The sequence below is a fragment of the Neorhizobium turbinariae genome (assembly GCF_023223505.1).
Lineage (GTDB): Bacteria > Pseudomonadota > Alphaproteobacteria > Rhizobiales > Rhizobiaceae > Neorhizobium > Neorhizobium turbinariae.
In genome coordinates, this window is sequence record NZ_JALPRY010000001.1 from 195,945 (window position 1) to 217,250 (window position 21,306).

Sequence of the window (21,306 nt, forward strand, 5' to 3'; positions counted from 1 at the left end):
GGCGCGCGCGTGTCCTGCGCCGGAAGTAAAACCGGCCCTCGCGGAGAGGGCCGGACATTGCTTGCGGATTACTTGACGGCCTGGATCTGCTCGAGCAGGGCCTTCTGCTTCGGGTCGGTCACGAACTTGTCGTAGACAGGCTTCATCGCGGCCGAGAATTCTTCCTTGTCCACTTCGATGACCTTGGCGCCGCCGGCGCGAACCTTCTCTTCCGAGCTCTTTTCGCGAGCCGTCCAGAGTTCACGCATCTTCTTGACGGATTCCTTGGCGGCTTCGCGCACGGCCTTCTGGTCCTCCGGCGTCAGCTTGTCCCAGGAGATCTTGGACATGACCAGGATTTCCGGGTTCAGCGAGTGCTGCGTCAGGGTGTAGTTCTTGGCCACTTCGTAGTGACGGGCAGACTCGTAGGACGGCCAGTTGTTTTCGGCGCCGTCGACCACGCCGGTCTCGAGCGAGGAATAGACTTCGCCCATCGGCATCGGCGTCGGGTTGGCGCCAAAGGCCTGCATCATGGCGATCCACAGGTCGGACTGCTGGACGCGGATCTTCATGCCCTTGAGGTCGGCGAGCTTCTCGATCGGCTTCTTCGTGGTGTAGAAGGAGCGCGCGCCCGAGTCATAATAGGCAAGGCCGATCAGGCCGTGCGGCTCGAAGGCCTTGAGGATATTCTCGCCGATCGGACCGTCGACGACCTTGTGCATGTGCTCCGTCGAGCGGAACAGGAAGGGCAGGCCGAGAACGGTCGTTTCCGGCACGAGGTTGTTGAACGGCGCGGCGTTGACGCGGTTCATGTCGATGACGCCGAAGCGGGTTTGTTCGATCGTGTCCTTTTCCTGGCCAAGAACAGCGTTGTTCATGACCTGGATCTTGATGCGGCCGTCGGTGCTCTTTTCGAGCAACTCGCCCATATATTTGACGGCATCGACGGTCGGATAGCCATCCGGGTGGATGTCGGCGGAGCGTAGTGTCACCTGGGCATGGGCAGCCGTCGCGCCAAGCGCGATGCCGAATGCCAGGCCGAGCATTTTGGTCAGTTTCATGATGTCCTCCTCTTGGATTAACGTCAGGGCCTCCACGCCCCGGTCGTCTGGAAATTCAGTCTCTGCCGTCTGCCCAGGCGGGCAGGCCGTAAAGCTCTTCGGGGTTTTTCACGAGCGCCAGATCGCGGCCCGCCTCGTCCGGGAACCATCCAAGCACCGTGTCCGTCAGCGCCACGTCATCCGGATAATCTCTCTGTTCGCGAGCTAGGTTGTGGGGCCAGTTCGTGCCCCAGACGATGCGTTCGGGGGCATAGCGGGCGATTTCGCGGGCGATAGCTGCGACGTCGGCATAATCCGGTCCGCCGGCCTTGGATGATTCATAGACCCCGGCAAACTTGAACCAGCACTTGCCGCCATCGATCAGGCGCTTCACGGCATCGACCTGCGGGCTGTCTGGCGTGACGCCTGCGAAGAACTTGCCGTGATGGTCGAAGACCCACCGCGATTTCATGGCCTTCAAGCGGGGTTCGTGGTCCAGGATGTTGCTGCCGTCGAACTGGACCGCCACCACCCAGTTGCGAGACGCGGCCTTGGCGTCGACCGCCTCAAGCTCGGACAGGTCCACCGCGCCACCGGGCAAGTCCATGATGCGGGCGCCGACATTGCCGGCTGCCGCAAGCCTATCCAGTTCCTCGTCCGAGGTGGCGGAGTCGATGACGCATACGCCGCGGGCAATCGGGCCGAATTCGGCAAGGCAGGCGTTGAGGTTGGAATTGTCGCGCTGTTGCGCATTGCCCTGCGTGACGATCACGCGGTCGATGCCGAGCCAGCGCATCAGTTCGCGATATTGAGCCGGGGTAGGCAGGTCGCCCGCGGGAAGGCCGGGGCCGCCGGGCAGGGAAGGATATCCCGGCAGGTAAGCATGCATCTGAGTGTCGACCGCGCCCTTGGGCAGCTTTGTCTTGGGAGGATTGCCGGAAAGGGGGCGGACGAGCATCAGATGTCTCCCATGCGATATTCGGCGAGCGCATCGCGGTTGATCTCGATCCCAAGGCCGGGGCCGTTCGGGATCTGAACCACGCCGCGCTCGTGTTCGATCGGCGTTTTGATCACCGCCTGACGGAACGGATTGTTGGTGCGGTCGAATTCCAGGATCGGCTCGATCGGATTGACGCGGACCGGGCTCGGGATCATCGCAGCCATGAACTGTAGCGCTGCGGCGATATGAACGGCCGTACCCCAGACATGCGGTACAACCCGAATGCCATGGAGCGCGGTAAGGTCGGCGACACGCTTGGCTTCAGTAAAGCCGCCAACGCCGGCGAGGTCAGGCTGCAGGATATCGACCGCACGGGTTTCGATCGGCTCGCGCATGCCCCAGCGGCTGTGCCAGGTTTCGCCACCGGCAACCGGGATCGGCTGTTTTGCGCGTACTTCCCGATAAGCAGCCAGTTGCTCCGGCACCACCGGCTCTTCGAACCAGTCGATGCCGTATTCAGCGGCGGCATTGCCCAGCCGGATCGCTTCCACGACATCATATCCGTGGTTGGCGTCAATCATCAGACGCATGTCAGGGCCGGCCGCATCGCGCACAGCGCGGATCACCCGCAGGTCCTCATCAACGCCGAAGCCGATCTTGATCTTGGTGGCGTGGAAGCCCTCCGCGCGGTAGCGGGCAACATCGGCTGCATTGTCTTCGACGCGGTCGACGCCATCGCGCTTGAAGCTGCCCGTCGCGTAGGCCCGCACGCTCTCGCGGAACCGGCCACCGAGTAGGGTGGAGACGGGAACGCCGAAGTGCTTGCCCTTGATGTCCCAGAGCGCGATGTCGATGCCGGACAGGGCCGTCACGGCAAGCCCGCGCTGGCCCTGGTCGCGCAGTGCGTTGTAGAGCACCGCCCAGAGCTTTTCGTTTTCCAGCGGATCGGCACCGATCAGCCAGTTCGCATAGGTCGCGACGACTGCCGCGTTCGGCCTTGCCGGGCCAAGGCACTCACCCCAGCCGGTCGTGCCGTCATCACATTCGATCTCGACGAGGACATGCGCCCGGCGATCGAAGCGCATCGAGGCGCTTTCGAAGGCAACGTCGAGCTTGTGCTCGAGAAGGTGGGTGCGAACGGCGACGATCTTCATCGGGTGTTACCGCTTGTGGCTGCCAATGAGCTTGGAAAGCATCTGCTCTTCTTCTGCCGTCAGATCGTCCAGCGGCGGGCGAACCTTGCCGGCATCAAAGCCCTGCAGGCGAACGCCGGCCTTGATGGCGGCGACGGCATAACCCTTGCGGCGGTTGCGGATCGCCATGAACGGATAGAAGAAGTCGCGCAGGATTTCTTCGCAGCGGGTGCGGTTGCCGGCGCGCAGCGCCTTGTAGAACTCGACCGCAAGCCCCGGCACGAAGTTGAAGACGGCTGATGAGTAGGTGGTGAAGCCGGCGCCGAGATACGCTTCGGCGAAAAGCTCCGCGGTCGGCATGCCGCCGAGATACATCAGGCGATCGCCCATCGTCGCGGTGATCTGGCGCACGAGGCCGATATCGCCGGTGCCGTCCTTGAAGCCGATGAGGTTCGGGCATTCGTCGCAAAGGCGCTTCAGGGTATCGACCTGCAGCACGGAGTTGTCGCGGTTATAAACCATGACCCCGATGCCGACCGACTGGCAGATGCGCTTGACGTGCTGGTAAAGGCCTTCCTGCGGCGCATCGATCAGGTAGTGGGGCAGAAGCAGGATGCCGTCGGCACCGGCCTTCTCGACATCCTTGGCAAGCTGGACGCCGACATGCGAGCCGAAACCGCAGCCAGAGACGATCGCGGTCTTGCCGGATGCTTCCTTGGCAGATTTGACGATGCCGGGAATTTCGTCAGGGGAGAGCGAGAAGAACTCGCCGGTGCCGCCCGCGGCAAACAGAACGGGCGCTTCAAAGCCTGACAGCCATTCGATGTGGCGCTGGTAGCTTTCCGGCTGGAACTGACCTTCCGCATCAAAATGCGTCACGGGAAAGGACAGAAGGCCGGCACCAAGTGCCGCCTTGATCTCTTCTGGCGTCATCATATGAATTCCTCTGTAAGCGTCTCCTCCAGACTTGAGTTGTCGTACAGGTGTGGCCGATCTGTGTCAACAGCTCATCTTACAGATTCACGGACCGTCCGCAGCAGCGTGCGGTAGCGAAGCTGGCTTCCGCGCAGGTGGCTGCGCATTGCCTCGCGGGCGGCTTCCTCATTGCCATCCGAGATGGCAACCACGATGGCGTTATGCTCTTCGTCCAGAAGCTTGATATAGGCCGCCTGGTCCTTTTCGGACTCGTCTGGACGAAGGGCGGCACGCGGGATCACGCTGCGGCCGATCATCGTCAGAAACTCGCGAAAGCGCGGGTTGTTGGTGGCCTCGGCAATCGCCAGGTGCAGCGCAAAGTCAGCCTCGCTGGTGGGCTTGGAGGCCTCAAGGCAGGCGCGCACCGCGTAATGCTTTTCGAGGATGACTTCTTCCTGGGCCGGCGACCGGCGCACCGCGGCGAGCCCTGCCGCCTCGACCTCCACGGCCGTGCGCAGTTCGAGCAACTCGATCATCGATGAAACCCGCGCCAGGTCTATGTCCTGCAAGGACAATGGCGCCGGCTGCGGCTCTGCAGGCATATCCAGCACGAAGACGCCAGCGCCTTGCCGCGCCTCGACAAGGCGGTCGGCGCGCAGGGCTGCGATTGCTTCGCGAACCACGGTGCGGCTCACCCCGTGCGCCTCGGTCAGTTGCGCTTCGCTTGGCAGCCGCGAGCCTGGAGCAAACTCTCCCGCCTTGATGGCCTCGCGCAGCGAATCGGCCAGCCGAGACACCAGTGTCCTCGATCCCCTGCCGGTATCGACCTTCACATCTACGCTCACAGTGCCCTCCTTGCCGACAGGGGTTGCTCTTGGGGCGGCAACTCGTATGCCAGGTATTCCAGCTTGTTTAACGGTGCGGTGGCTTGTTGACCAGTGCAAGTCAAGATGTATGATAAGTGGTAGTGCTTGTCTCGAACAAGTTGGCGTGAATGGCAGCGAGCGGTCGCTTGGCCGCTTTGGGAGGATGACGTGTTGAAGAGACTTCTGATCACAGGTGCGGCCGGCGGCCTGGGAAGCGCGATGCGCGCCCGCTTGTCGGGGCAGGCGGAGATCCTTCGGCTGTCCGACATCGCGGACCTCGGTGCTGCCGGGCCGAACGAGGAAGTCGTCACCTGCGATCTCGGTGACGCCGAGGCGGTCATGAAGCTCGTCGAAGGCTGCGACGGCATCCTCCATCTTGGCGGCGTCTCGGTGGAGGACAAGTTCTCCAAGATCCTCAACGCAAACCTTCTGGGGCTCTTCAACCTCTATGAGGCAGCGCGCGCCCACGGGCATCCGCGCATAATCTTTGCAAGCTCCAACCACGTTGTCGGCTTCTACCGGCAGGACCAGCATATCGACGTCAAGGCGCCGATGAAGCCCGACGGCCTTTACGGCGTCTCAAAATGCTTCGGTGAAGCGCTGGCGAGCATGTATTTCGACAAGTTCGGGCAGGAAACCGCGATCGTTCGTATCGGCAGTTGCTTCGAAAAGCCGCTGAACCACCGGATGCTGTCAGGCTGGATGTCCTATGACGACTTCGTGTCGCTGGTCGGCTGCGTCTTCCGCGCGCCGATGCTTGGCTGCCCGATCATCTGGGGCATTTCCGACAATGACAGCAAGTGGTGGGATAACTCTCACGCCTCCTATCTCGGATGGCGCCCGAAGGACAACGCTGAGCGGTTTCGGGCCGAGCTTGATGCAACGCAGGAGCGGCCAGCGCCCACCTCGGCGATGGCCGTCTACCAGGGCGGCAAGTTCGTGAAAGATCCGATCTTTCCCGAGGACTGAGGCCGCAGCCCGAAAGATTTGCCCGCAGCTTCATCCTATTGCATCGATCGGTGACTGCCTCTAGTTCTCATCCAAAGGATATCGAGGGAGCCGCGTGACTGGATGAGGTCTTTCTGGCTGACGGCTGTGGCTTTTCTCCTTGCCGAGGCGGCGATGGCGCAGGAGCCATGGCAGCCGGTCGAGGAATGGAAGACCTACGCCATCTCCGGCACCTCCGGCGTCGAGCTCTATGCCTCGATCGGCGAGCGCGGCCCGAAGATCGGGCAGGAAGTGCGCACGATTGCGCTCACCAACTTCAAGCTCACCTGGACACGGAAATACGTGCCGCAGCCGGACGGCTCCTGCACGCTGACAACCGCGCGCCCCAGGCTCATCATCACCTACACCCTGCCCAAACCGTCCTCGCCACTCTCCCAGGACCTGAAGCGCAAGTGGGATGCGTTCATCACCGGCGTGCGCCGCCACGAGGCCGTGCATGGCGTGATGATCAAGGACATGGTCAAGGAGATCGAGCGTGTCAGCATTGGCCTGAGCGCGCCGAATGACCCGAAATGCACCAAGGTGCGGGCGGCACTGCAGGCGAAGCTCGGGGAGATTTCGCGCGCGCAACGCCAGAAGAGTTCAGATTTCGACCGCGTCGAGATGAGCGACGGCGGCAATGTCCACCAACTCATCCTGGCGCTTGTCAACGGCCGGTGACATCGACCGTGCCCACCCATTACAAATTTTGAAACCGAGGACTTTTCATGACGCTTGCCGTTTCCGCAGAAGACATCGATGCCGAAGCCCTGATCGAGGAGTTGAAGGCCTGGGTGGAGATCGAGACCCCGACGCGGGATGCGGCAGCCGTCAACCGGTTGGCTGATCACGTCGAAGTACGCGCCAGGGCATCCGGTCTGGAGGTTGAGCGTTTGCCCGGCACACTTGGCTATGGTGATATCCTGGCGGTGCGTTCGCCGCGTCCGGCCGGCAGCAACGAAAAAACGGTGCTGGTGCTTGCGCATCTCGACACGGTGCATGCCGTCGGCGTCATCGATAACGAACTTCCGCTGCGCCAGGAAGGTGACAGCCTCTATGGCCCGGGCATCTATGACATGAAATCCGGAGCGCTGATGGCGCTCGAGGCGATGACGCTTGCCGTGCAACGCGGATCCAGGATGCCGATCGACCTTCTGTTCGTGCCGGACGAGGAGATGGGCAGCCTTTCATCGCGCGCCTTCATGGAAGAGGCAGCCAAGACCGCAGGTTACGCCCTGGTCGTGGAGCCCGCCCGCGATGGCGGCAAGGTCGTCGTCGCGCGCAAGGGTGTGGCCATGTACGACATCACGGTACAAGGTCGCGCCGCCCACGCGGGCGCACGGCCGCAGGATGGTCGCAGTGCGGTTCGTGCGGCGGCCCGGCTGGTGCTGGAACTTGAAGCGCTGAACGACACCGGGCGCGGCATTACCGTGACCGTCGGCACGATCCATGGCGGCACCGGTCGCAACACCGTGCCGGCGGAGTGCCGCATGCAGGTGGATGTTCGTGTTCCCGACGACGAGAGCGCCCGCGAGGTGACGGCGAAGATCGAATCGATGAAGCCGGTCGATCCTGACATCAGTTTCGAGATTGCCGGAAAGATGAACCGCCCTCCGTTTGCACAGACGGTCGAGGGAAGCGCCTGTTCGACCAGGCGGCCGAGATCGCGAGCGGCCTCGGCATCACGCTCGAAGGCATGGCGACCGGTGGCGGCTCCGACGGTAACTTCACGGCGGCCATGGGCGTGCCGACGCTGGATGGTCTTGGTGCCGACGGGGCAGGGCCGCATACCTTCCACGAGCATATTTTTGTCAGCAGCGTTGCGCCACGCACGGCCTTGCTCGCCAACCTGATGATGACGCTCGAGCCGCGGTAAGGCTCAGGCCGGCAGCGTCACGTCGAAGGTGCTGAGGATGCGGCCCTTGCCGACCTCGATGACGTGGCGCATCGCGGCGATCGCCTTTTGCGGGTCCCGCGAGGCAATCGCATGCGTGATCCGCAGGTGGTTGGCGGCCACCTCGTCGATCTTTTCCGGCGAGGCCGCCGGCGACGACAGCTGGAAGGAGATGGCAAGCGCTGCCTCGATCAACGCGCTTGCCGAGCGCATGAACGGGTTGCCGGACATGCGGGCAATGGCGAGGTGGAAGTCGAGGTCCACCTGCGCGATCGTTTCTGGCGTATGCGACAGGTCGTCGAACTTCGCGGCAATGGCGTAAAGCGCAACGATATCATCGCTCGATGCGCGCACCGCCGCTGCTGCCGCCGCTGCCGGCTCCAGCGCCATGCGCATTTCCGCCAGATGTTCGATGAACTCGTAGTCGAGGCCGGACTCGAACCGCCAGCCGAGCACGTCCGAATCAAAGAAATTCCAGCTCGCCTTGTCGAGCACCCGGGTGCCGACCTTGGCCTTCGCTTCCACCAGCCGCTTGGCCGCGAGTGTCTTCATGGCTTCGCGGAGCACCGTGCGTGAGACCCCGAAGCGGGCGGAAAGCTCCGAATCGCCAGGCAGCAGCGATCCTTCCGCGATCTTGCCGGAAACGATGCCGCGACCGAGCTCCGCCACCACATGCGCGTGGTTGCTGCGGCGCGTTCGCCCGCTGATCGTCGTTTCCAGAAGACCCATCACACTTCCTTAAGCCGGCTCTCCGCCAATTTCCTGTTTGAATACCAGATGATTCCGCGCTGCAACACGATGAACACAAAAAGCAGGATGCCGATGACAATTTTGGTCCACCAGGAAGAAAGCGAGCCATCGAAGACGATGTAGGTCTGGATCAGGCCCTGGATCAGGATCCCGACAAAGGTGCCGGCGACAAGGCCGACACCGCCGGTCAGCAGGGTCCCGCCGATCACCACGGCGGCAATCGCATCAAGCTCCACGCCGACCGTCGCCAGCGAATAACCGGAGGAGGTGTAGAGCGTATAGGCGATGCCTGCGAGACCGGAGAGGAAGCCGGAGAGCGCATAGATGCCGATCGTGGTCGAGCCGACCGGCACGCCCATCAGTTCCGCGGACTGCTGGTTTCCGCCGATGGCATAGACATTGGCGCCGAAGCGCGTGCGCCCCGCGATGAACGAACCGGCGATGAACACCGCCAGCATCAGCATGGCAAGCGCCGTCAACCGCCCGCCGCCGGGGAAGCGGAAATAGAAGCCCTGGATCGTGTCGATGATCTCATGCGAGATCGGCACGGACTCGGTTGAAATAAGATAGGCCGCGCCGCGCGCCAGGAACATGCCCGCGAGCGTCACCACGAAGGGCGGAATGTCCAGGTAGCGGATCATCGCGCCCATCAGGCTGCCGAAGATCGTGGAAATGACGAGCACCGCCGCGAAGGCAACCAGCGGGTGGACGCCGAGCGACCCGACCATGACGGCGACGAAGACGCTGGTGAAGGCAATCACCGAGCCGATCGATAGGTCGATGCCGCCGGACAGGATGACGAAGGTCATGCCGACCGCCGCGATGCCAAGGAATGCGTTGTCGGTCAACAGGTTGCCGATCACCCGGGTCGACAGCATGTTCGGGAACTGCGCGACGCAGAGCGCATAGGCGATCACGAAGATGCCGAGCGTCGTCACGAACGGGAGGTTGCGCGCGTGGATCATCGTGCGGTCCCTTCTGCCTCATCAAGGGGCTTCACATTGCGGGTTTCCGGGCCGCGTTTGGCGGGCTTCACGAAGTTCAGCAGCGATATGACGGCCGAAGACTGCAGCGTCAGAACGATCACGATGATGACGGCCTTGATGATCAGGTTGAATTCCGGCGGGAAGCCCGAAACGAGGATGCCGGTGTTGATCGACTGGATGATCAGCGCGCCGATCAGCGATGCCGCGATCGAGAAGCGCCCGCCGTTGAGCGAGGTGCCGCCGATGACGACGGCGAGAATGGCGTCCAGTTCCAGCCAGAGGCCGGCATTGTTGGCGTCCGCGCCGCGGATGTCGGCGGTGACGATCAGGCCAGCGATTGCCGCACAGAGGCCGGAGACGGCATAGACGAAGAAAAGGAGGAAACGTGCCTTCACCCCGGCAAGCGTGGCCGCGCGGCGGTTGATGCCGGTCGCCTCGATCAGGAAACCGAGTGCCGAGCGGCGCACCAGAAGCCCGATCAGGATCGCGGCTGCAATCCAGATCAGCACCGGGATGGGAATGCCGCCAAGCGAGCCGGACCCGAGTGCCGAAAAGGAATCATTGTTGAAGGTGAGGATCGCCCCCTCGGTCACGAGCTGGGCGATGCCACGCCCTGCCACCATGAGAATCAGAGTCGCGATGATCGGCTGGATGTCGAGGAGCGCGACCAGCACGCCGTTCCACAGTCCGCAGGCGAGGCCGACCGCAAGCGAGACGACGATCACCACCGGCAGCGGATAATCCTGGGTAATCAGCGTTGCCGCGACCGCGCCGCAGATGGCAATCACCGCGCCGATCGACAAGTCGATGCCGCGCGTGGCGATCACCAGCGTCATGCCGATCGTCAGGAGTGCGACGGGCGCTGCACGCACAAGGATGTCAATGAGGCTGCCGTAAAGCCGGCCGTTCTGGACCGACACCGTGAGGAAGCCCGGGGTGATGACCGTGATCAGCGCGAGGATGATCGCCAGCGCGATGATCTGCGGTGCAAGCCGCTTCAGACGACGGGAAACGCGGTTCATCACGCGGCCTCCGTTCTGGCCGAGGAGGCAATTGCCTGCATGATGTTGTCGGCCGTCATTTCACTGCCGGCCAGTTCCGCAACATGCTTGCGGTCGGACAGGACAATGACGCGATGCGCGACGGCAGTGAGTTCCTCGAGTTCCGATGAAATGACCACCAGCGACATGCCCTCGGCACAAAGTTTCTCGATCATCTTCAGGATTTCGGCATGCGCCCCGATATCGATGCCGCGGGTCGGCTCATCGAGGATCAGCAGGCGCGGGTCTGTCGCCAGCCAACGGGCGAGGATCGCCTTCTGCTGGTTGCCGCCGGACAGGAACTTGATCGGCCGCTCCGGGTCCGCCGGGCGGATGTCCAGGGACTTGATGAAGCTGTCGGCAAGCGCCGTCTTCTCGGCGGATGTGATGGGTTTTGCCCAGCCCTGCCGCGCCTGGAGCGCGAGCGCGATGTTGTCTGCCACCGAGAAGTCACCGATGATGCCGTCGGTCTTGCGTTCCTCCGGGCAGAAGCCGAAGCCGTTTGCGATCGCTGCTTCCGGGGAGGAGAGCGTGACCTCCTTGCCGTCGACCATTGCCGTCCCGCTGTCGGCGCGATCGATCCCGAACAACAGGAAGGCCGTTTCCGAACGCCCCGAGCCGAGAAGCCCGGCAACGCCAACCACTTCACCCGGCCTCACCTGGAGATCGAATGGCGCGACGCTGCCGCGCTTGCCGTAACCCAGGAACTGGATCGGCGCTTCCGCCGTCGAAGCGACGGTTGCATCTTCGGCCTGGTGGTCGCGGGTAATGTGCTGCAGTTCGCGGCCGAGCATCATGGAGATGAGTTCAAGGCGCGGCAGGTCGGAAAGCTTCTTGGTGCCGACGAGGCGGCCGTTGCGCAGCACCGTCACGCGGTCGGCCACGGCATAAACCTGGTTGAGGAAGTGGGTGATGATGATGATGCCGAGCCCATCCTCGCGCAGCTTGCGCAGTACCGAGAACAACATCTCGACTTCATGCGCATCGAGGCTGGCCGTCGGTTCATCGAGAACCAGCACCTTGCCGGAAAGATCAACGGCACGGGCGATCGCCACGATCTGTCGGACCGCGACGGAATAAGAAGAAAGCAGCGCGTCGACGTCGATGTCGAGACCGTAGCGCTCGAGCAGCGCCTTGGAGCGGCGGCGCATCTCGCGCCGATCGATCAGGCCGAAGCGCCGCGGCTGGCGGCCGAGGAACAGGTTTTCGGCAACCGTCAGGTTTTCGAGCAGGTTTACTTCCTGGTAGACGGTCCCGATGCCGAGCGCCTGCGCTTCGCCCACATTCGCCGGCGTCACCTCCTGGCCATGCATGCGCATGGTTCCGCGGTCACGCGTGTAGACGCCCGTCAGGATCTTGATCAGCGTTGATTTCCCGGCGCCGTTTTCGCCAAGCAGGGCATGGATCTCGCCGGCTTCCAGCGTGAAGTCCACTCCATCCAGCGCGGTAATCCCAAGGAAGGATTTGCCGATTCCGCGTGCTTCCAGAAGCGTATTGGTATCCGTCATTATATGTGACCCGCAGACCATGGCGCCGCGCATTGCTACGCGAAATGATGCGCTCTTGCTGTTCGTGTGACGTACCGGTCCCAGGCTTGCGGGTCATCGATACGCTGGGCCGGAGCAGCGGCGGGCGCCGCTCCGGTCCTTGAGAGCAACTGCACCGACGAGACGTCGGCCAGAGTGCCTGACGGTCAGTAGCCGAGGTTCTTCTTGGCTTCGTAGACCTTCATCGGGTCGTCGGCAGCTGTGTAGAGCTTCGACTCGGTCTGGATCCACTTCGGCGGCTCCTTCTTGTCCTTCAGGTAGGCTTCAAGAGCGTCAAAGGCCGGGCCTGCCATGTTCGGGGTCAGCTCGACAGTTGCGTTGGCCTCGCCCTTCGCCATGGCCTGGAAGATATCCGGAACAGCGTCGATCGACAGCACCTTGATGTCGGAGCCCGGCTTCAGGCCGGCTTCCTTGATGGCCTGGATGGCGCCGACAGCCATGTCGTCGTTATGAGCGTAGACAGCGCAGATGTCCTTGCCGCCGCCTTCGGCCTTGATGAAGCTTTCCATGACTTCCTTGCCCTTGGTGCGGGTGAAGTCACCGGTTTGCGAACGAACGATCTTGATGTTGTCCTTGCCGGCAATCGCTTCTTCAAAGCCCTTCTTGCGGTTGATCGCCGGTGACGAACCGGTGGTGCCCTGAAGTTCGACCACCTTGCAGTCCTTGCCGGCCACTTCGTTCACCAGCCATTCGCCGGCAACCTTGCCTTCGTAGACCGTGTCGGAGGTGACCGCCGTCAGGTAGAGGTCCTTCGGCGCGTCGATTTCGCGGTCGAGCAGGATAACCGGGATGTTTTCTTCCTTGGCTTCCTTAAGAACGGCGTCCCAGCCGGTAGCAACGACCGGTGCGATGAAGATCGCGTCAACGCCCTGGGCAATGAACCCGCGGATCGCCTTGATCTGGTTTTCCTGCTTCTGCTGTGCATCGGCGAACTTGAGGTTCACGCCGCGCTTTTCAGCTTCCTGCTTGGTGACGGTGGTTTCTGCCGCGCGCCAGCCGGATTCGGAGCCGATCTGCGAGAAGCCGACGGTCAACGATGCGGCGGAAACGGTGGACGCTAGTGATAGCGTAAGGACGGCCGCAGCCGTCGCGAGTGCTCTTTTCATCTGAAATCCTCCCAGTGATGAGAAAGCGAACTGACGAATAGAGCATTCACATATAATATTACTTTTTCAAGCGGGAAAATGAAGAATCTGCACAACCTGATTTTCAGGAGTGCAATTTTATCCTTCACAAGATGCTGATTTATCGCGCTAAAATCTGCGCTGGATAATTTAGCGCGTTGGTTAACCGGCGGGGAAGCGCGCTTGACAAGCCTCGCACGCTTCCAATAGTCGTATTTTTCGAATGCATCGGGACACCCACGTTCCGGTGGGGGAGATGCGAATGCCCTCGCGATGCGGCATCGCATTATCGGACAAGCGTTAGGTGGTTGATCGATGTTGCGTATTCTTCAGGTTCGGGACGATGCCGGAGCCATCAAGGTTGTGGCTTGGGATGGGGAAGGGCAGGCGCGTGTCGTCAATGGCGCGTCTTCCACGTATGATCTCGCCACGCAGGCAATTGCTGCCTCGCGCACGCTTTCGCAGCAGATCGACAGCCTGGGCCTCGGTGCGGTGGTCGACCTCGATCAGGCGGCTGCAAGCAACAAGATTGCCCTGCCGATCACGCATCCAGATCCTGCACATTTCATCGTCGCCGGCACCGGCCTGACGCATCTTGGTTCTGCCGATGGCCGCGACAAGATGCACAAGGCAGCCCAGGCGGAAGAAAAGCCGACTGATTCCATGCGCATGTTCCTGATGGGTGTCGAGGGCGGCAAGCCGCAGCCGGGCCAGGCGGGCGTGCAGCCGGAATGGTTCTACAAGGGCAACGGCTCGCAGCTGCGCGCCACGGGCGAGGATCTGGTTTCCCCGGCATTCGCGCTGGATGGTGGCGAGGAGCCGGAACTTGCCGGCATCTATATGATCGGACCGGACGGCACGCCGTTCCGCCTCGGCTTCTGCCTTGCCAACGAGTTTTCCGACCATGTGACCGAGAAGGGCAATTATCTCTGGCTCGCGCATTCCAAGCTGCGCCAGGCTGCCCTTGGTCCGGAACTCCTTGTCGGCGACCTGCCGGATCATGTCGAAGGTAGGTCGCGCGTGCTGCGCGGCGACAAGGCCATCTTCGAAAAGCCGTTCCTGTCTGGCGAGGCGAACATGTCGCACACCATCGCCAACCTGGAACATCACAACTTCAAATATGACATCTTCCGCCAGCCGGGCGACCTGCATGTGCATTTCTTCGGCACGGCAACCTTGTCCTTCTCGGAAGGCATCAAGACCGAGCCGGGCGACGTGTTCGAGATCTCGGCGGCTCCGTTCAAGCTTCCGCTGGTCAACCGGCTTGCGGTCGCGGCCGACGTGCCGGTCACGGTCAAGCCGCTCTGAGAGACTGATATGGCTCCTATCCGTCTTGCCATCGTCGGTCTTGGAAAGATCGCCCGGGATCAGCATCTCGGCGCCATCGAAGCAACCGATGGCGTGAACCTCGTTGCCGTCGCAAGCCGCAACGCGCAGCTTGAGGGCGTGCACTGTTTCCACGACATCGCCGACCTTCTCGCGTCGGACGTCGGGATCGATGCGGTGTCGCTGTGCACCCCGCCGCAGGGTCGTTTTGCCCAGGCGAACGCGGCGCTCGATGCCGGCAAGCATGTGATGCTGGAAAAGCCGCCGGGCGCCAGCCTCTCCGAGGTCTATGCACTCGAAGCTCTGGCCAAGGCGAAGGGCCTCACCCTGTTTTCCACCTGGCATTCGCGCGCTGCCGCCGCCGTCGAGCCGGCACGCGCACTGCTTGTCAGGCGGAAGATCAAAAGCGTTTCCGTCGAGTGGAAGGAAGATGTCCGCCACTGGCATCCGGGCCAGGCCTGGATCTGGGAGCCGGGCGGGCTCGGCGTCTTCGATCCCGGCATCAACGCGCTGTCCATCGTCACCCGCATCCTTCCCGAGCCATTCCATCTTGTTCGCTCGGACCTGACCTTCCCGGCAAACCGCGCGGCCCCGATCGCCGCATCGCTCGCATTCGAGATGGTGAGCGGCACGCCGGTATCGGCAGAGTTCGACTGGCGCCAGACGGGCCCGCAGACCTGGGACATCCGGGTCGAGACGGAAGAGGGCCCTGTCGTCCTCACCCATGGCGGCAGCCGGTTGATCGTTGATGGCGAGCCGCAGATCGTCGAAGAGGATCGCGAATACCGCAACCTTTATCGCGACTTCGTCAGCCTTGTCCGCTCCGGCACCAGCGACACTGATTTTTCGCCACTGGTGCATGTGGCAGACGCCTTTATGCTGGGCCGGCGCATCCAGACGGAAGAATTCGAGGACTGATCATGAGCAATTCTGAAAACGCACCCTCCAACGAAATCGCAGAAACCGACCACCGGCGTCAGGAAATGCGCAAGCTCCGCTCGCGGGCCTGGTTCGACAACCCCGACAACGTGGACATGACGGCGCTTTACCTTGAGCGCTACATGAACTTCGGCCTCAGCCAGGCAGAGCTTCAGTCCGACCGTCCGATCATCGGTATCGCCCAGACCGGCTCGGATCTTTCGCCGTGCAACCGCCACCACCTCGAGCTGGCCAACCGCCTGCGCGAAGGTATCCGCGAAGCGGGCGGCATCGCGATCGAATTCCCGGTGCACCCGATCCAGGAAACCGGCAAGCGCCCGACGGCGGGCCTTGACCGCAACCTCGCCTATCTCGGCCTCGTGGAAGTTCTTTACGGTTACCCGCTCGATGGCGTGGTGCTGACGATCGGTTGCGACAAGACCACGCCCGCTTGTCTGATGGCGGCCGCGACCGTCAACATCCCGTCGATTGCCCTGTCGGTCGGCCCGATGCTGAACGGCTGGTTCCGCGGCGAGCGCACCGGTTCGGGCACGATCGTCTGGAAGGCCCGCGAACTGCTGGCAAAGGGCGAAATCGACTACGCCGGCTTCGTCAAGCTCGTTGCATCGTCCGCGCCTTCGACCGGCTACTGCAACACCATGGGCACAGCAACCACGATGAACTCGCTTGCCGAAGCCCTCGGCATGCAGCTTCCGGGTTCGGCCGCCATCCCGGCGCCGTACCGCGACCGCCAGGAAGTTGCCTACCTTACGGGCCTTCGCATCGTCGAGATGGTCAAGGAAGACCTGAAGCCTTCCGACATCCTGACCAAGGAAGCCTTCATCAACGCCATCCGCGTCAACTCGGCGATCGGCGGTTCGACCAACGCTCCGATCCACCTCAACGCGCTTGCCCGCCACATCGGAGTCGAACTCAGCGTCGATGACTGGCAGACCTATGGCGAAGACGTGCCGCTGCTCGTCAACCTGCAGCCGGCCGGCGAATATCTCGGCGAGGACTATTACCACGCTGGTGGTGTTCCGGCCGTCGTCAACCAGCTGATGAACCATGGCCTCATCAACGAAGACGCCATGACGGTGAACGGCAAGACGATCGGCGAAAACTGCCGCGGCGCCATCATTGAGGACGAGAAGGTCATCCGTCGTTACGAGGAGCCACTGAAGCCTGCCGCCGGCTTCCGCGTCCTGCGCGGCAACCTCTTCTCGTCGGCGATCATGAAGACCAGCGTCATCTCGCCGGAATTTCGCGAGCGTTACCTGTCGAACCCGAACGATCCGGAAGCCTTCGAAGGCAAGGCCGTGGTGTTCGATGGTCCGGAGGATTACCACCACCGCATCGATGACCCGTCGCTGGAAATCGACGAGCACACCATTCTCTTCATGCGCGGTGCCGGACCGATCGGTTATCCGGGTGCTGCCGAAGTGGTGAACATGCGCGCACCGGACTACCTCCTGAAGCGCGGCATTTCCTCGCTTGCCTGCATCGGCGACGGCCGCCAGTCCGGCACGTCGGGAAGCCCGTCGATCCTCAACGCTTCGCCGGAAGCGGCTGCCGGCGGTGGTCTTGCCATCCTGAGGACCGGCGACCGCGTCCGCATCGACCTCGGTCGCGGCGAAGCCAATATCCTGATCTCGGATGAGGAAATTGCCGAACGCCGCAAGGCGCTCGAGGCCAACGGCGGCTACCAGTATCCGAAGCACCAGACACCGTGGCAGGAAATCCAGCGCGGCATCGTCGGCCAGATGGAAACCGGCGCGGTGCTGGAACCGGCGGTGAAGTATCAGCGGATCGCCCAGACTGCCGGCCTTCCGCGCGACAACCACTAATACGGATCCTGCAGCCGACAGGGGGTCGGTTGCAGCACGTGAACTATGGCGGCTCGAAGGGAGCCGCCTCTAAGGAGGAGCATTCCATGCGCATGTTCAAATATCTTGCAACCGCCGCCATCATGGCCGGGCTGTCGATTGCGGCACCCGCCGGCGCCCAGGACAAGGGCCTCGTCGGCGTTGCCATGCCGACCAAGTCGTCTGCCCGCTGGATCGCCGACGGCGACAACATGGTCAACGTCCTGAAGGAGCGTGGCTACAGGACCGATCTTCAGTACGCTGAAGACGATATCCCGAACCAGCTCGCGCAGATCGAAAACATGATCACCAAGGGCGCCAAGGTGCTCGTGATCGCCTCGATCGACGGCACGACCCTGTCGGACGTCCTGCAGCAGGCTGCTGACCAGCAGATCAAGGTCATCGCTTACGACCGCCTGATCCGCGACACGCCGAACGTCGACTACTACGCCACCTTCGACAACTTCCAGGTTGGCGTGCAGCAGGCGACCTCGCTCGTGAAGGGCCTCAAGGCCGACACCGAAGCCGGTCCGTTCAACATCGAACTCTTCGGTGGTTCGCCGGACGACAACAACGCCTTCTTCTTCTACAATGGCGCGATGAGCGTTCTCCAGCCGCTGATCGACAAGGGCACGCTGAAGGTTGGCTCCGGCCAGGTTGGCATGGACAAGGTCGCGACCCTTCGCTGGGATCCGGCAACCGCCCAGTCCCGTATGGACGCCATTCTGTCTTCGACCTATTCCGACAAGAAGCTGCACGGCGTGCTTTCGCCTTACGACGGCATCTCGATCGGTATCCTGTCGTCGCTCAAGGGCGTTGGCTACGGCAGCGGCGACATGCCGATGCCTGTCGTGACCGGCCAGGACGCGGAAATCCCGTCGGTCAAGTCGATCATTGCCGGCGAGCAGTATTCGACGATCTTCAAGGACACCCGCGAACTTGCCAAGGTCACTGTCGACATGGTTGACGCCGTGATGAGCGGCAAGGAGCCGACCGTCAACGACACCAAGACCTATGACAACGGCAAGAAGGTCGTCCCGTCCTACCTGCTGAAGCCGGTTGTGGTCGAAAAGGACAACGTGAACGAAGTTCTGGTCGGCAGCGGTTACTACAAGGAAGACCAGCTCAAGTAAGTCATCTGAATCCGCGCGGCCTCATGCGCCGCGCGGATCTTTATCATTCGGAGTGATCATGGCCGATCCAGTCCCGCACCCGCAGCCACTGGCGGAAAAGCCGCCCATCCTCGAAATGCGGGGCATATCCAAGAGTTTCGGCGCCGTTAAGGCGCTTTCTGATGTCAGCTTTACCGTCAAGGAAGGCGAGATCCACGCGCTCGTCGGCGAAAACGGCGCTGGCAAGTCGACGTTGATGAAGGTTCTTTCGGGCGTTTACCCGCACGGCACCTACGAGGGCTCCATCCTGTTCGACGGGCAGGAGCGCCATTTCCGCGACATCAATGATTCCGAAAAGCTCGGCGTCATCATCATCCACCAGGAACTTGCCCTCATTCCGCTGATGTCGATCGCGGAAAACATCTTCCTGACCAATCCCCCGGCGCGACGCGGCATCATCGACCGCAGCGAACGGCACAAGCGCACGCAGGAACTGCTCGCCAAGGTCGGCTTGACCGAGCAGCCCGACACGCTGATCACCAATATCGGCGTCGGCAAGCAGCAGTTGGTCGAGATCGCCAAGGCGCTGTCAAAGGACGTGCGCCTGCTAATCCTCGACGAGCCGACCGCATCGCTTAACGAAACGGATAGCGCAGCGTTGCTCGAGCTTCTCAAGGAGTTCCGCCGCAACGGCATCACCTCGATCATGATCAGCCACAAGCTGAACGAGATCACCGAGGTCGCCGACCAGATCACCGTGCTGCGCGACGGGCGCACCGTCGGCACGATGGACTGCCATGCAGGCCCGGTGGACGAGGACGAGATTGTCCGGCGCATGGTCGACCGCGATCTTGAAAGCCGTTACCCGAAGCGCGAGCCGAAGATCGGCGACGTCATCTTCGAAGTGGAGAACTGGTCGGCCTACCACCCGCAGCATTCGGACCGCCAGGTCGTCAAGAATGTCTCGATGAAGGTGAGGGCGGGCGAGATCGTCGGCATATCCGGCCTGATGGGCGCAGGGCGCACCGAATTCGCCATGAGCCTGTTCGGCAAGTCCTGGGGCCGCCATGTTACCGGTGTCGCCAAGTTGCATGGCAAGGAGCTCGACCTCTCGGACGTCCACAAGGCGATCAAGGCCGGCCTTGCCTATGTCACCGAAGACCGCAAGCAACTCGGGCTGATCCTGCCGGAAGATATCCGCAAGAACGTGTCGCTCGCGCATCTTGGCGGCGTCTCCTCGCGCGGCGTCATCGACGACATCGCCGAGATGAAGGTGGCGCAGGAGTTCCGCGGGCGCATGCGCATCCGCAGCCACAATGTCTATCAGGAAACCGGCAAGCTCTCGGGCGGCAACCAGCAGAAGGTGGTATTGTCGAAGTGGTTGTTCACCAACCCGGAGGTGCTGATCCTCGATGAGCCGACGCGCGGTATCGACGTCGGCGCAAAGTACGAAATTTACTCGATCATCAACGAACTGGCCAATGCCGGCAAGGCGGTGATCGTCATCTCGTCGGAAATGCCGGAGCTGATCGGCATCTGCGACCGTATCGTGGTGATGCACGAAGGTGCATTCGTCGGTGAAGTCGCCGGCGAGGAAGCCACGCAAGAAAATATCATGCGCGCCATCATGCGGCGCAAAGGGAGAGACCAATGAGCACGCCCCAGGAAGCAATCACAGCGCCGCCCAAGGCGACTGGTTTTCTGAAGGACAACCTGCGCGATTTCGGCATGCTGATCTCGTTGGCCGTGATCGTGGTGTTCTTCCAGATCGCCACGGACGGCGTTCTTCTGAAGCCGCTGAACGTCACGAATATCGTGCTGCAGAACTCCTACATCGTCATCATGGCGCTCGGCATGCTGATGGTGATCGTCACCGGCCATATCGACCTGTCGGTCGGATCGGTGGCCGGCTTCATCGGCGGCCTCGCCGGCCTGCTGATGGTCAGCTATGGCATCAACCTCGCGGTCGCCATCGTCATCTGCCTTGCCGTTGGCGCGGTGATCGGCGGCATCCAGGGCTATTTTGTCGCCTATTTCAAGATACCGTCCTTCATCGTCACGCTCGCGGGCATGCTCGTCTTCCGCGGCTTGATGATCGCGATCCTCGGCAGCCAGGCAATCGGGCCATTCCCGCCGATCTTCCAGAAGCTGTCGTCCGGTTATGTGCTTGAGCTGATCTCGTCGTCGGGCGGGCTCTACATCACGTCCTTCCTGATCGGCCTCGTCCTGGCGGTGATCCTGATCATCCAGAACTTCGCAAGCCGCAAGCGCCGGGTGTCGCACGGCGTCGAGACCGAACCCTTCGGTTTTTTCGTTGCCAAGAACCTCGTCGTTCTCGCCGCCGTCGGTTACATCGCCTACCTGATCTCCTCGCATCGCGGCCTGCCGAACGTGCTGATCATCATGGCAGCCCTGATCGCGGCCTATGGCTTCCTCACGACCCGCACCGTCGTCGGTCGCCAGATCTATGCCGTCGGCGGCAATATCCGCGCTGCCGAACTCTCCGGCATCAAGGCGAACCGGCTGGTGTTCTTCACCTTCGTCAACATGGGCTTCCTGGCCGCACTCGGCGGCCTGGTGGTTGCGGCACGCCTCAACAGCGCCACGCCCAAAGCCGGCGCCGGCTTTGAGCTTGATGTCATCGCGGCCTGCTTCATCGGCGGCGCCTCCGCTTACGGCGGCGTTGGCAAGGTCACCGGTGCCGTCATCGGCGCCTTCCTCATGGGCGTGATGAACAACGGCATGTCGATCCTCGGCATCGGCATCGATTACCAGCAGGTCATCAAGGGGCTCGTGCTTCTGGGTGCCGTCTGCGTGGACGTCTACAACCAGCGCCGCTGATACGCCGCCAGCCTCTCGAACAGAGAAAGCCCGGATGTGTTCA

General features: G+C 62.3%; 19 protein-coding genes and 1 pseudogene. 10 read left to right on the top strand and 10 right to left on the bottom strand.

Translation table 11 applies throughout. The features are described 5' to 3' along the window. Positions 1-68: 68 nt before the first annotated feature. The 5 genes from M0654_RS00965 to M0654_RS00985 form a co-directional block, all read right to left on the bottom strand. The gene (locus M0654_RS00965) at positions 69-1,040 is read right to left on the bottom strand and encodes a TRAP transporter substrate-binding protein (RefSeq protein ID WP_282571483.1); all 972 of its coding nucleotides are present in this window, start codon (positions 1,038-1,040) and stop codon (positions 69-71) included. Positions 1,041-1,095: 55 nt separating this feature from the next. Continuing rightward, positions 1,096-1,977 (bottom strand): amidohydrolase family protein, encoded by an 882-nt coding sequence (locus M0654_RS00970; RefSeq protein WP_248681439.1) that lies wholly within the window; start codon positions 1,975-1,977, stop codon positions 1,096-1,098. After that, entirely contained in the window at positions 1,977-3,113 is a 1,137-nt protein-coding gene (locus M0654_RS00975) for a mandelate racemase/muconate lactonizing enzyme family protein (protein ID WP_248681440.1), read from the bottom strand. The genes M0654_RS00970 and M0654_RS00975 overlap by 1 nt, the downstream gene beginning before the upstream one ends. Positions 3,114-3,119: 6 nt before the next feature. Further along, positions 3,120-4,025 carry a 5-dehydro-4-deoxyglucarate dehydratase gene (gene kdgD, locus M0654_RS00980; protein ID WP_248681618.1) on the bottom strand — a complete coding sequence of 302 codons (906 nt, stop codon included), beginning with the start codon at positions 4,023-4,025 and terminating at the stop codon, positions 3,120-3,122. Between the two features lie 74 nt (positions 4,026-4,099). Then, on the bottom strand, positions 4,100-4,852 hold the full coding sequence (locus M0654_RS00985; RefSeq protein WP_248681441.1) for a FadR/GntR family transcriptional regulator: 753 nt from the start codon (positions 4,850-4,852) through the stop codon (positions 4,100-4,102). 192 nt (positions 4,853-5,044) lie between these two features. On the opposite strand from M0654_RS00985, the gene M0654_RS00990 reads away from it, so the two are divergent. From M0654_RS00990 to M0654_RS22850, 4 genes and pseudogenes are all read left to right on the top strand, one after another. After that, complete coding sequence (locus M0654_RS00990; protein ID WP_248681619.1) at positions 5,045-5,842, top strand: NAD-dependent epimerase/dehydratase family protein; 798 nt, start codon at positions 5,045-5,047, stop codon at positions 5,840-5,842. Positions 5,843-5,944: 102 nt separating this feature from the next. After that, positions 5,945-6,541 carry a DUF922 domain-containing Zn-dependent protease gene (locus tag M0654_RS00995; RefSeq protein WP_248681442.1) on the top strand — a complete coding sequence of 199 codons (597 nt, stop codon included), beginning with the start codon at positions 5,945-5,947 and terminating at the stop codon, positions 6,539-6,541. A 47-nt stretch (positions 6,542-6,588) separates the two neighbouring features. Beyond that, positions 6,589-7,356, top strand: a pseudogene (locus M0654_RS01000) (M20/M25/M40 family metallo-hydrolase); the annotation flags it as partial. 146 nt (positions 7,357-7,502) lie between these two features. Next, complete coding sequence (locus M0654_RS22850; protein ID WP_313791065.1) at positions 7,503-7,736, top strand: M20/M25/M40 family metallo-hydrolase; 234 nt, start codon at positions 7,503-7,505, stop codon at positions 7,734-7,736. Between the two features lie 3 nt (positions 7,737-7,739). On the opposite strand, the gene M0654_RS01005 is transcribed toward M0654_RS22850, so the two are convergent. From M0654_RS01005 to ytfQ, 5 genes are all read right to left on the bottom strand, one after another. Beyond that, positions 7,740-8,483 carry a FadR/GntR family transcriptional regulator gene (locus M0654_RS01005; protein ID WP_248681443.1) on the bottom strand — a complete coding sequence of 248 codons (744 nt, stop codon included), beginning with the start codon at positions 8,481-8,483 and terminating at the stop codon, positions 7,740-7,742. After that, entirely contained in the window at positions 8,483-9,469 is a 987-nt protein-coding gene (yjfF, locus tag M0654_RS01010; protein ID WP_248681444.1) for a galactofuranose ABC transporter, permease protein YjfF, read from the bottom strand. Before yjfF ends, M0654_RS01005 begins: the two co-directional genes overlap by 1 nt. Next, positions 9,466-10,512, bottom strand: a complete 1,047-nt coding sequence (locus tag M0654_RS01015; RefSeq protein ID WP_199925110.1) for an ABC transporter permease — start codon at positions 10,510-10,512, stop codon at positions 9,466-9,468. The genes yjfF and M0654_RS01015 overlap by 4 nt, the downstream gene beginning before the upstream one ends. Beyond that, positions 10,512-12,038 carry a sugar ABC transporter ATP-binding protein gene (locus M0654_RS01020; protein WP_248681445.1) on the bottom strand — a complete coding sequence of 509 codons (1,527 nt, stop codon included), beginning with the start codon at positions 12,036-12,038 and terminating at the stop codon, positions 10,512-10,514. Before M0654_RS01020 ends, M0654_RS01015 begins: the two co-directional genes overlap by 1 nt. Before the next feature lie 185 nt (positions 12,039-12,223). Continuing rightward, positions 12,224-13,183 (bottom strand): galactofuranose ABC transporter, galactofuranose-binding protein YtfQ, encoded by a 960-nt coding sequence (ytfQ, locus tag M0654_RS01025; protein ID WP_118850025.1) that lies wholly within the window; start codon positions 13,181-13,183, stop codon positions 12,224-12,226. A gap of 333 nt (positions 13,184-13,516) precedes the next feature. Between ytfQ and araD1 the strand changes: the two genes are divergently transcribed. From araD1 to mmsB, 6 genes are all read left to right on the top strand, one after another. Continuing rightward, the gene (araD1, locus tag M0654_RS01030; protein ID WP_248681446.1) at positions 13,517-14,509 is read left to right on the top strand and encodes an AraD1 family protein; all 993 of its coding nucleotides are present in this window, start codon (positions 13,517-13,519) and stop codon (positions 14,507-14,509) included. Positions 14,510-14,518: 9 nt separating this feature from the next. Beyond that, positions 14,519-15,445 (top strand): Gfo/Idh/MocA family protein, encoded by a 927-nt coding sequence (locus tag M0654_RS01035; RefSeq protein WP_248681447.1) that lies wholly within the window; start codon positions 14,519-14,521, stop codon positions 15,443-15,445. Between the two features lie 2 nt (positions 15,446-15,447). Beyond that, positions 15,448-17,292, top strand: a complete 1,845-nt coding sequence (locus tag M0654_RS01040) for an IlvD/Edd family dehydratase (protein WP_118850022.1) — start codon at positions 15,448-15,450, stop codon at positions 17,290-17,292. Positions 17,293-17,384: 92 nt separating this feature from the next. After that, positions 17,385-18,443, top strand: a complete 1,059-nt coding sequence (gene chvE, locus M0654_RS01045; RefSeq protein WP_390919432.1) for a multiple monosaccharide ABC transporter substrate-binding protein — start codon at positions 17,385-17,387, stop codon at positions 18,441-18,443. Positions 18,444-18,501: 58 nt separating this feature from the next. Beyond that, positions 18,502-20,076 carry a multiple monosaccharide ABC transporter ATP-binding protein gene (gene mmsA / locus M0654_RS01050; protein ID WP_248681448.1) on the top strand — a complete coding sequence of 525 codons (1,575 nt, stop codon included), beginning with the start codon at positions 18,502-18,504 and terminating at the stop codon, positions 20,074-20,076. After that, positions 20,073-21,263 carry a multiple monosaccharide ABC transporter permease gene (gene mmsB, locus M0654_RS01055; RefSeq protein ID WP_248681449.1) on the top strand — a complete coding sequence of 397 codons (1,191 nt, stop codon included), beginning with the start codon at positions 20,073-20,075 and terminating at the stop codon, positions 21,261-21,263. Before mmsA ends, mmsB begins: the two co-directional genes overlap by 4 nt. Positions 21,264-21,306: the final 43 nt, after the last annotated feature.

What these genes read in the sequence shown, in the direction of transcription:
- M0654_RS00965 (WP_282571483.1), bottom strand. Translation starts at nt 1,040, where the DNA reads ATGAAACTGACCAAAATGCTCGGCCTGGCATTCGGCATCGCGCTTGGC.
- M0654_RS00970 (WP_248681439.1), bottom strand. Translation starts at nt 1,977, where the DNA reads ATGCTCGTCCGCCCCCTTTCCGGCAATCCTCCCAAGACAAAGCTGCCC.
- M0654_RS00975 (WP_248681440.1), bottom strand. Translation starts at nt 3,113, where the DNA reads ATGAAGATCGTCGCCGTTCGCACCCACCTTCTCGAGCACAAGCTCGAC.
- kdgD (WP_248681618.1), bottom strand. Translation starts at nt 4,025, where the DNA reads ATGACGCCAGAAGAGATCAAGGCGGCACTTGGTGCCGGCCTTCTGTCC.
- M0654_RS00995 (WP_248681442.1), top strand. Translation starts at nt 5,945, where the DNA reads ATGAGGTCTTTCTGGCTGACGGCTGTGGCTTTTCTCCTTGCCGAGGCG.
- M0654_RS01005 (WP_248681443.1), bottom strand. Translation starts at nt 8,483, where the DNA reads ATGGGTCTTCTGGAAACGACGATCAGCGGGCGAACGCGCCGCAGCAAC.
- yjfF (WP_248681444.1), bottom strand. Translation starts at nt 9,469, where the DNA reads ATGATCCACGCGCGCAACCTCCCGTTCGTGACGACGCTCGGCATCTTC.
- M0654_RS01015 (WP_199925110.1), bottom strand. Translation starts at nt 10,512, where the DNA reads ATGAACCGCGTTTCCCGTCGTCTGAAGCGGCTTGCACCGCAGATCATC.
- M0654_RS01020 (WP_248681445.1), bottom strand. Translation starts at nt 12,038, where the DNA reads ATGACGGATACCAATACGCTTCTGGAAGCACGCGGAATCGGCAAATCC.
- ytfQ (WP_118850025.1), bottom strand. Translation starts at nt 13,183, where the DNA reads ATGAAAAGAGCACTCGCGACGGCTGCGGCCGTCCTTACGCTATCACTA.
- araD1 (WP_248681446.1), top strand. Translation starts at nt 13,517, where the DNA reads ATGTTGCGTATTCTTCAGGTTCGGGACGATGCCGGAGCCATCAAGGTT.
- M0654_RS01035 (WP_248681447.1), top strand. Translation starts at nt 14,519, where the DNA reads ATGGCTCCTATCCGTCTTGCCATCGTCGGTCTTGGAAAGATCGCCCGG.
- M0654_RS01040 (WP_118850022.1), top strand. Translation starts at nt 15,448, where the DNA reads ATGAGCAATTCTGAAAACGCACCCTCCAACGAAATCGCAGAAACCGAC.
- chvE (WP_390919432.1), top strand. Translation starts at nt 17,385, where the DNA reads ATGTTCAAATATCTTGCAACCGCCGCCATCATGGCCGGGCTGTCGATT.
- mmsA (WP_248681448.1), top strand. Translation starts at nt 18,502, where the DNA reads ATGGCCGATCCAGTCCCGCACCCGCAGCCACTGGCGGAAAAGCCGCCC.
- mmsB (WP_248681449.1), top strand. Translation starts at nt 20,073, where the DNA reads ATGAGCACGCCCCAGGAAGCAATCACAGCGCCGCCCAAGGCGACTGGT.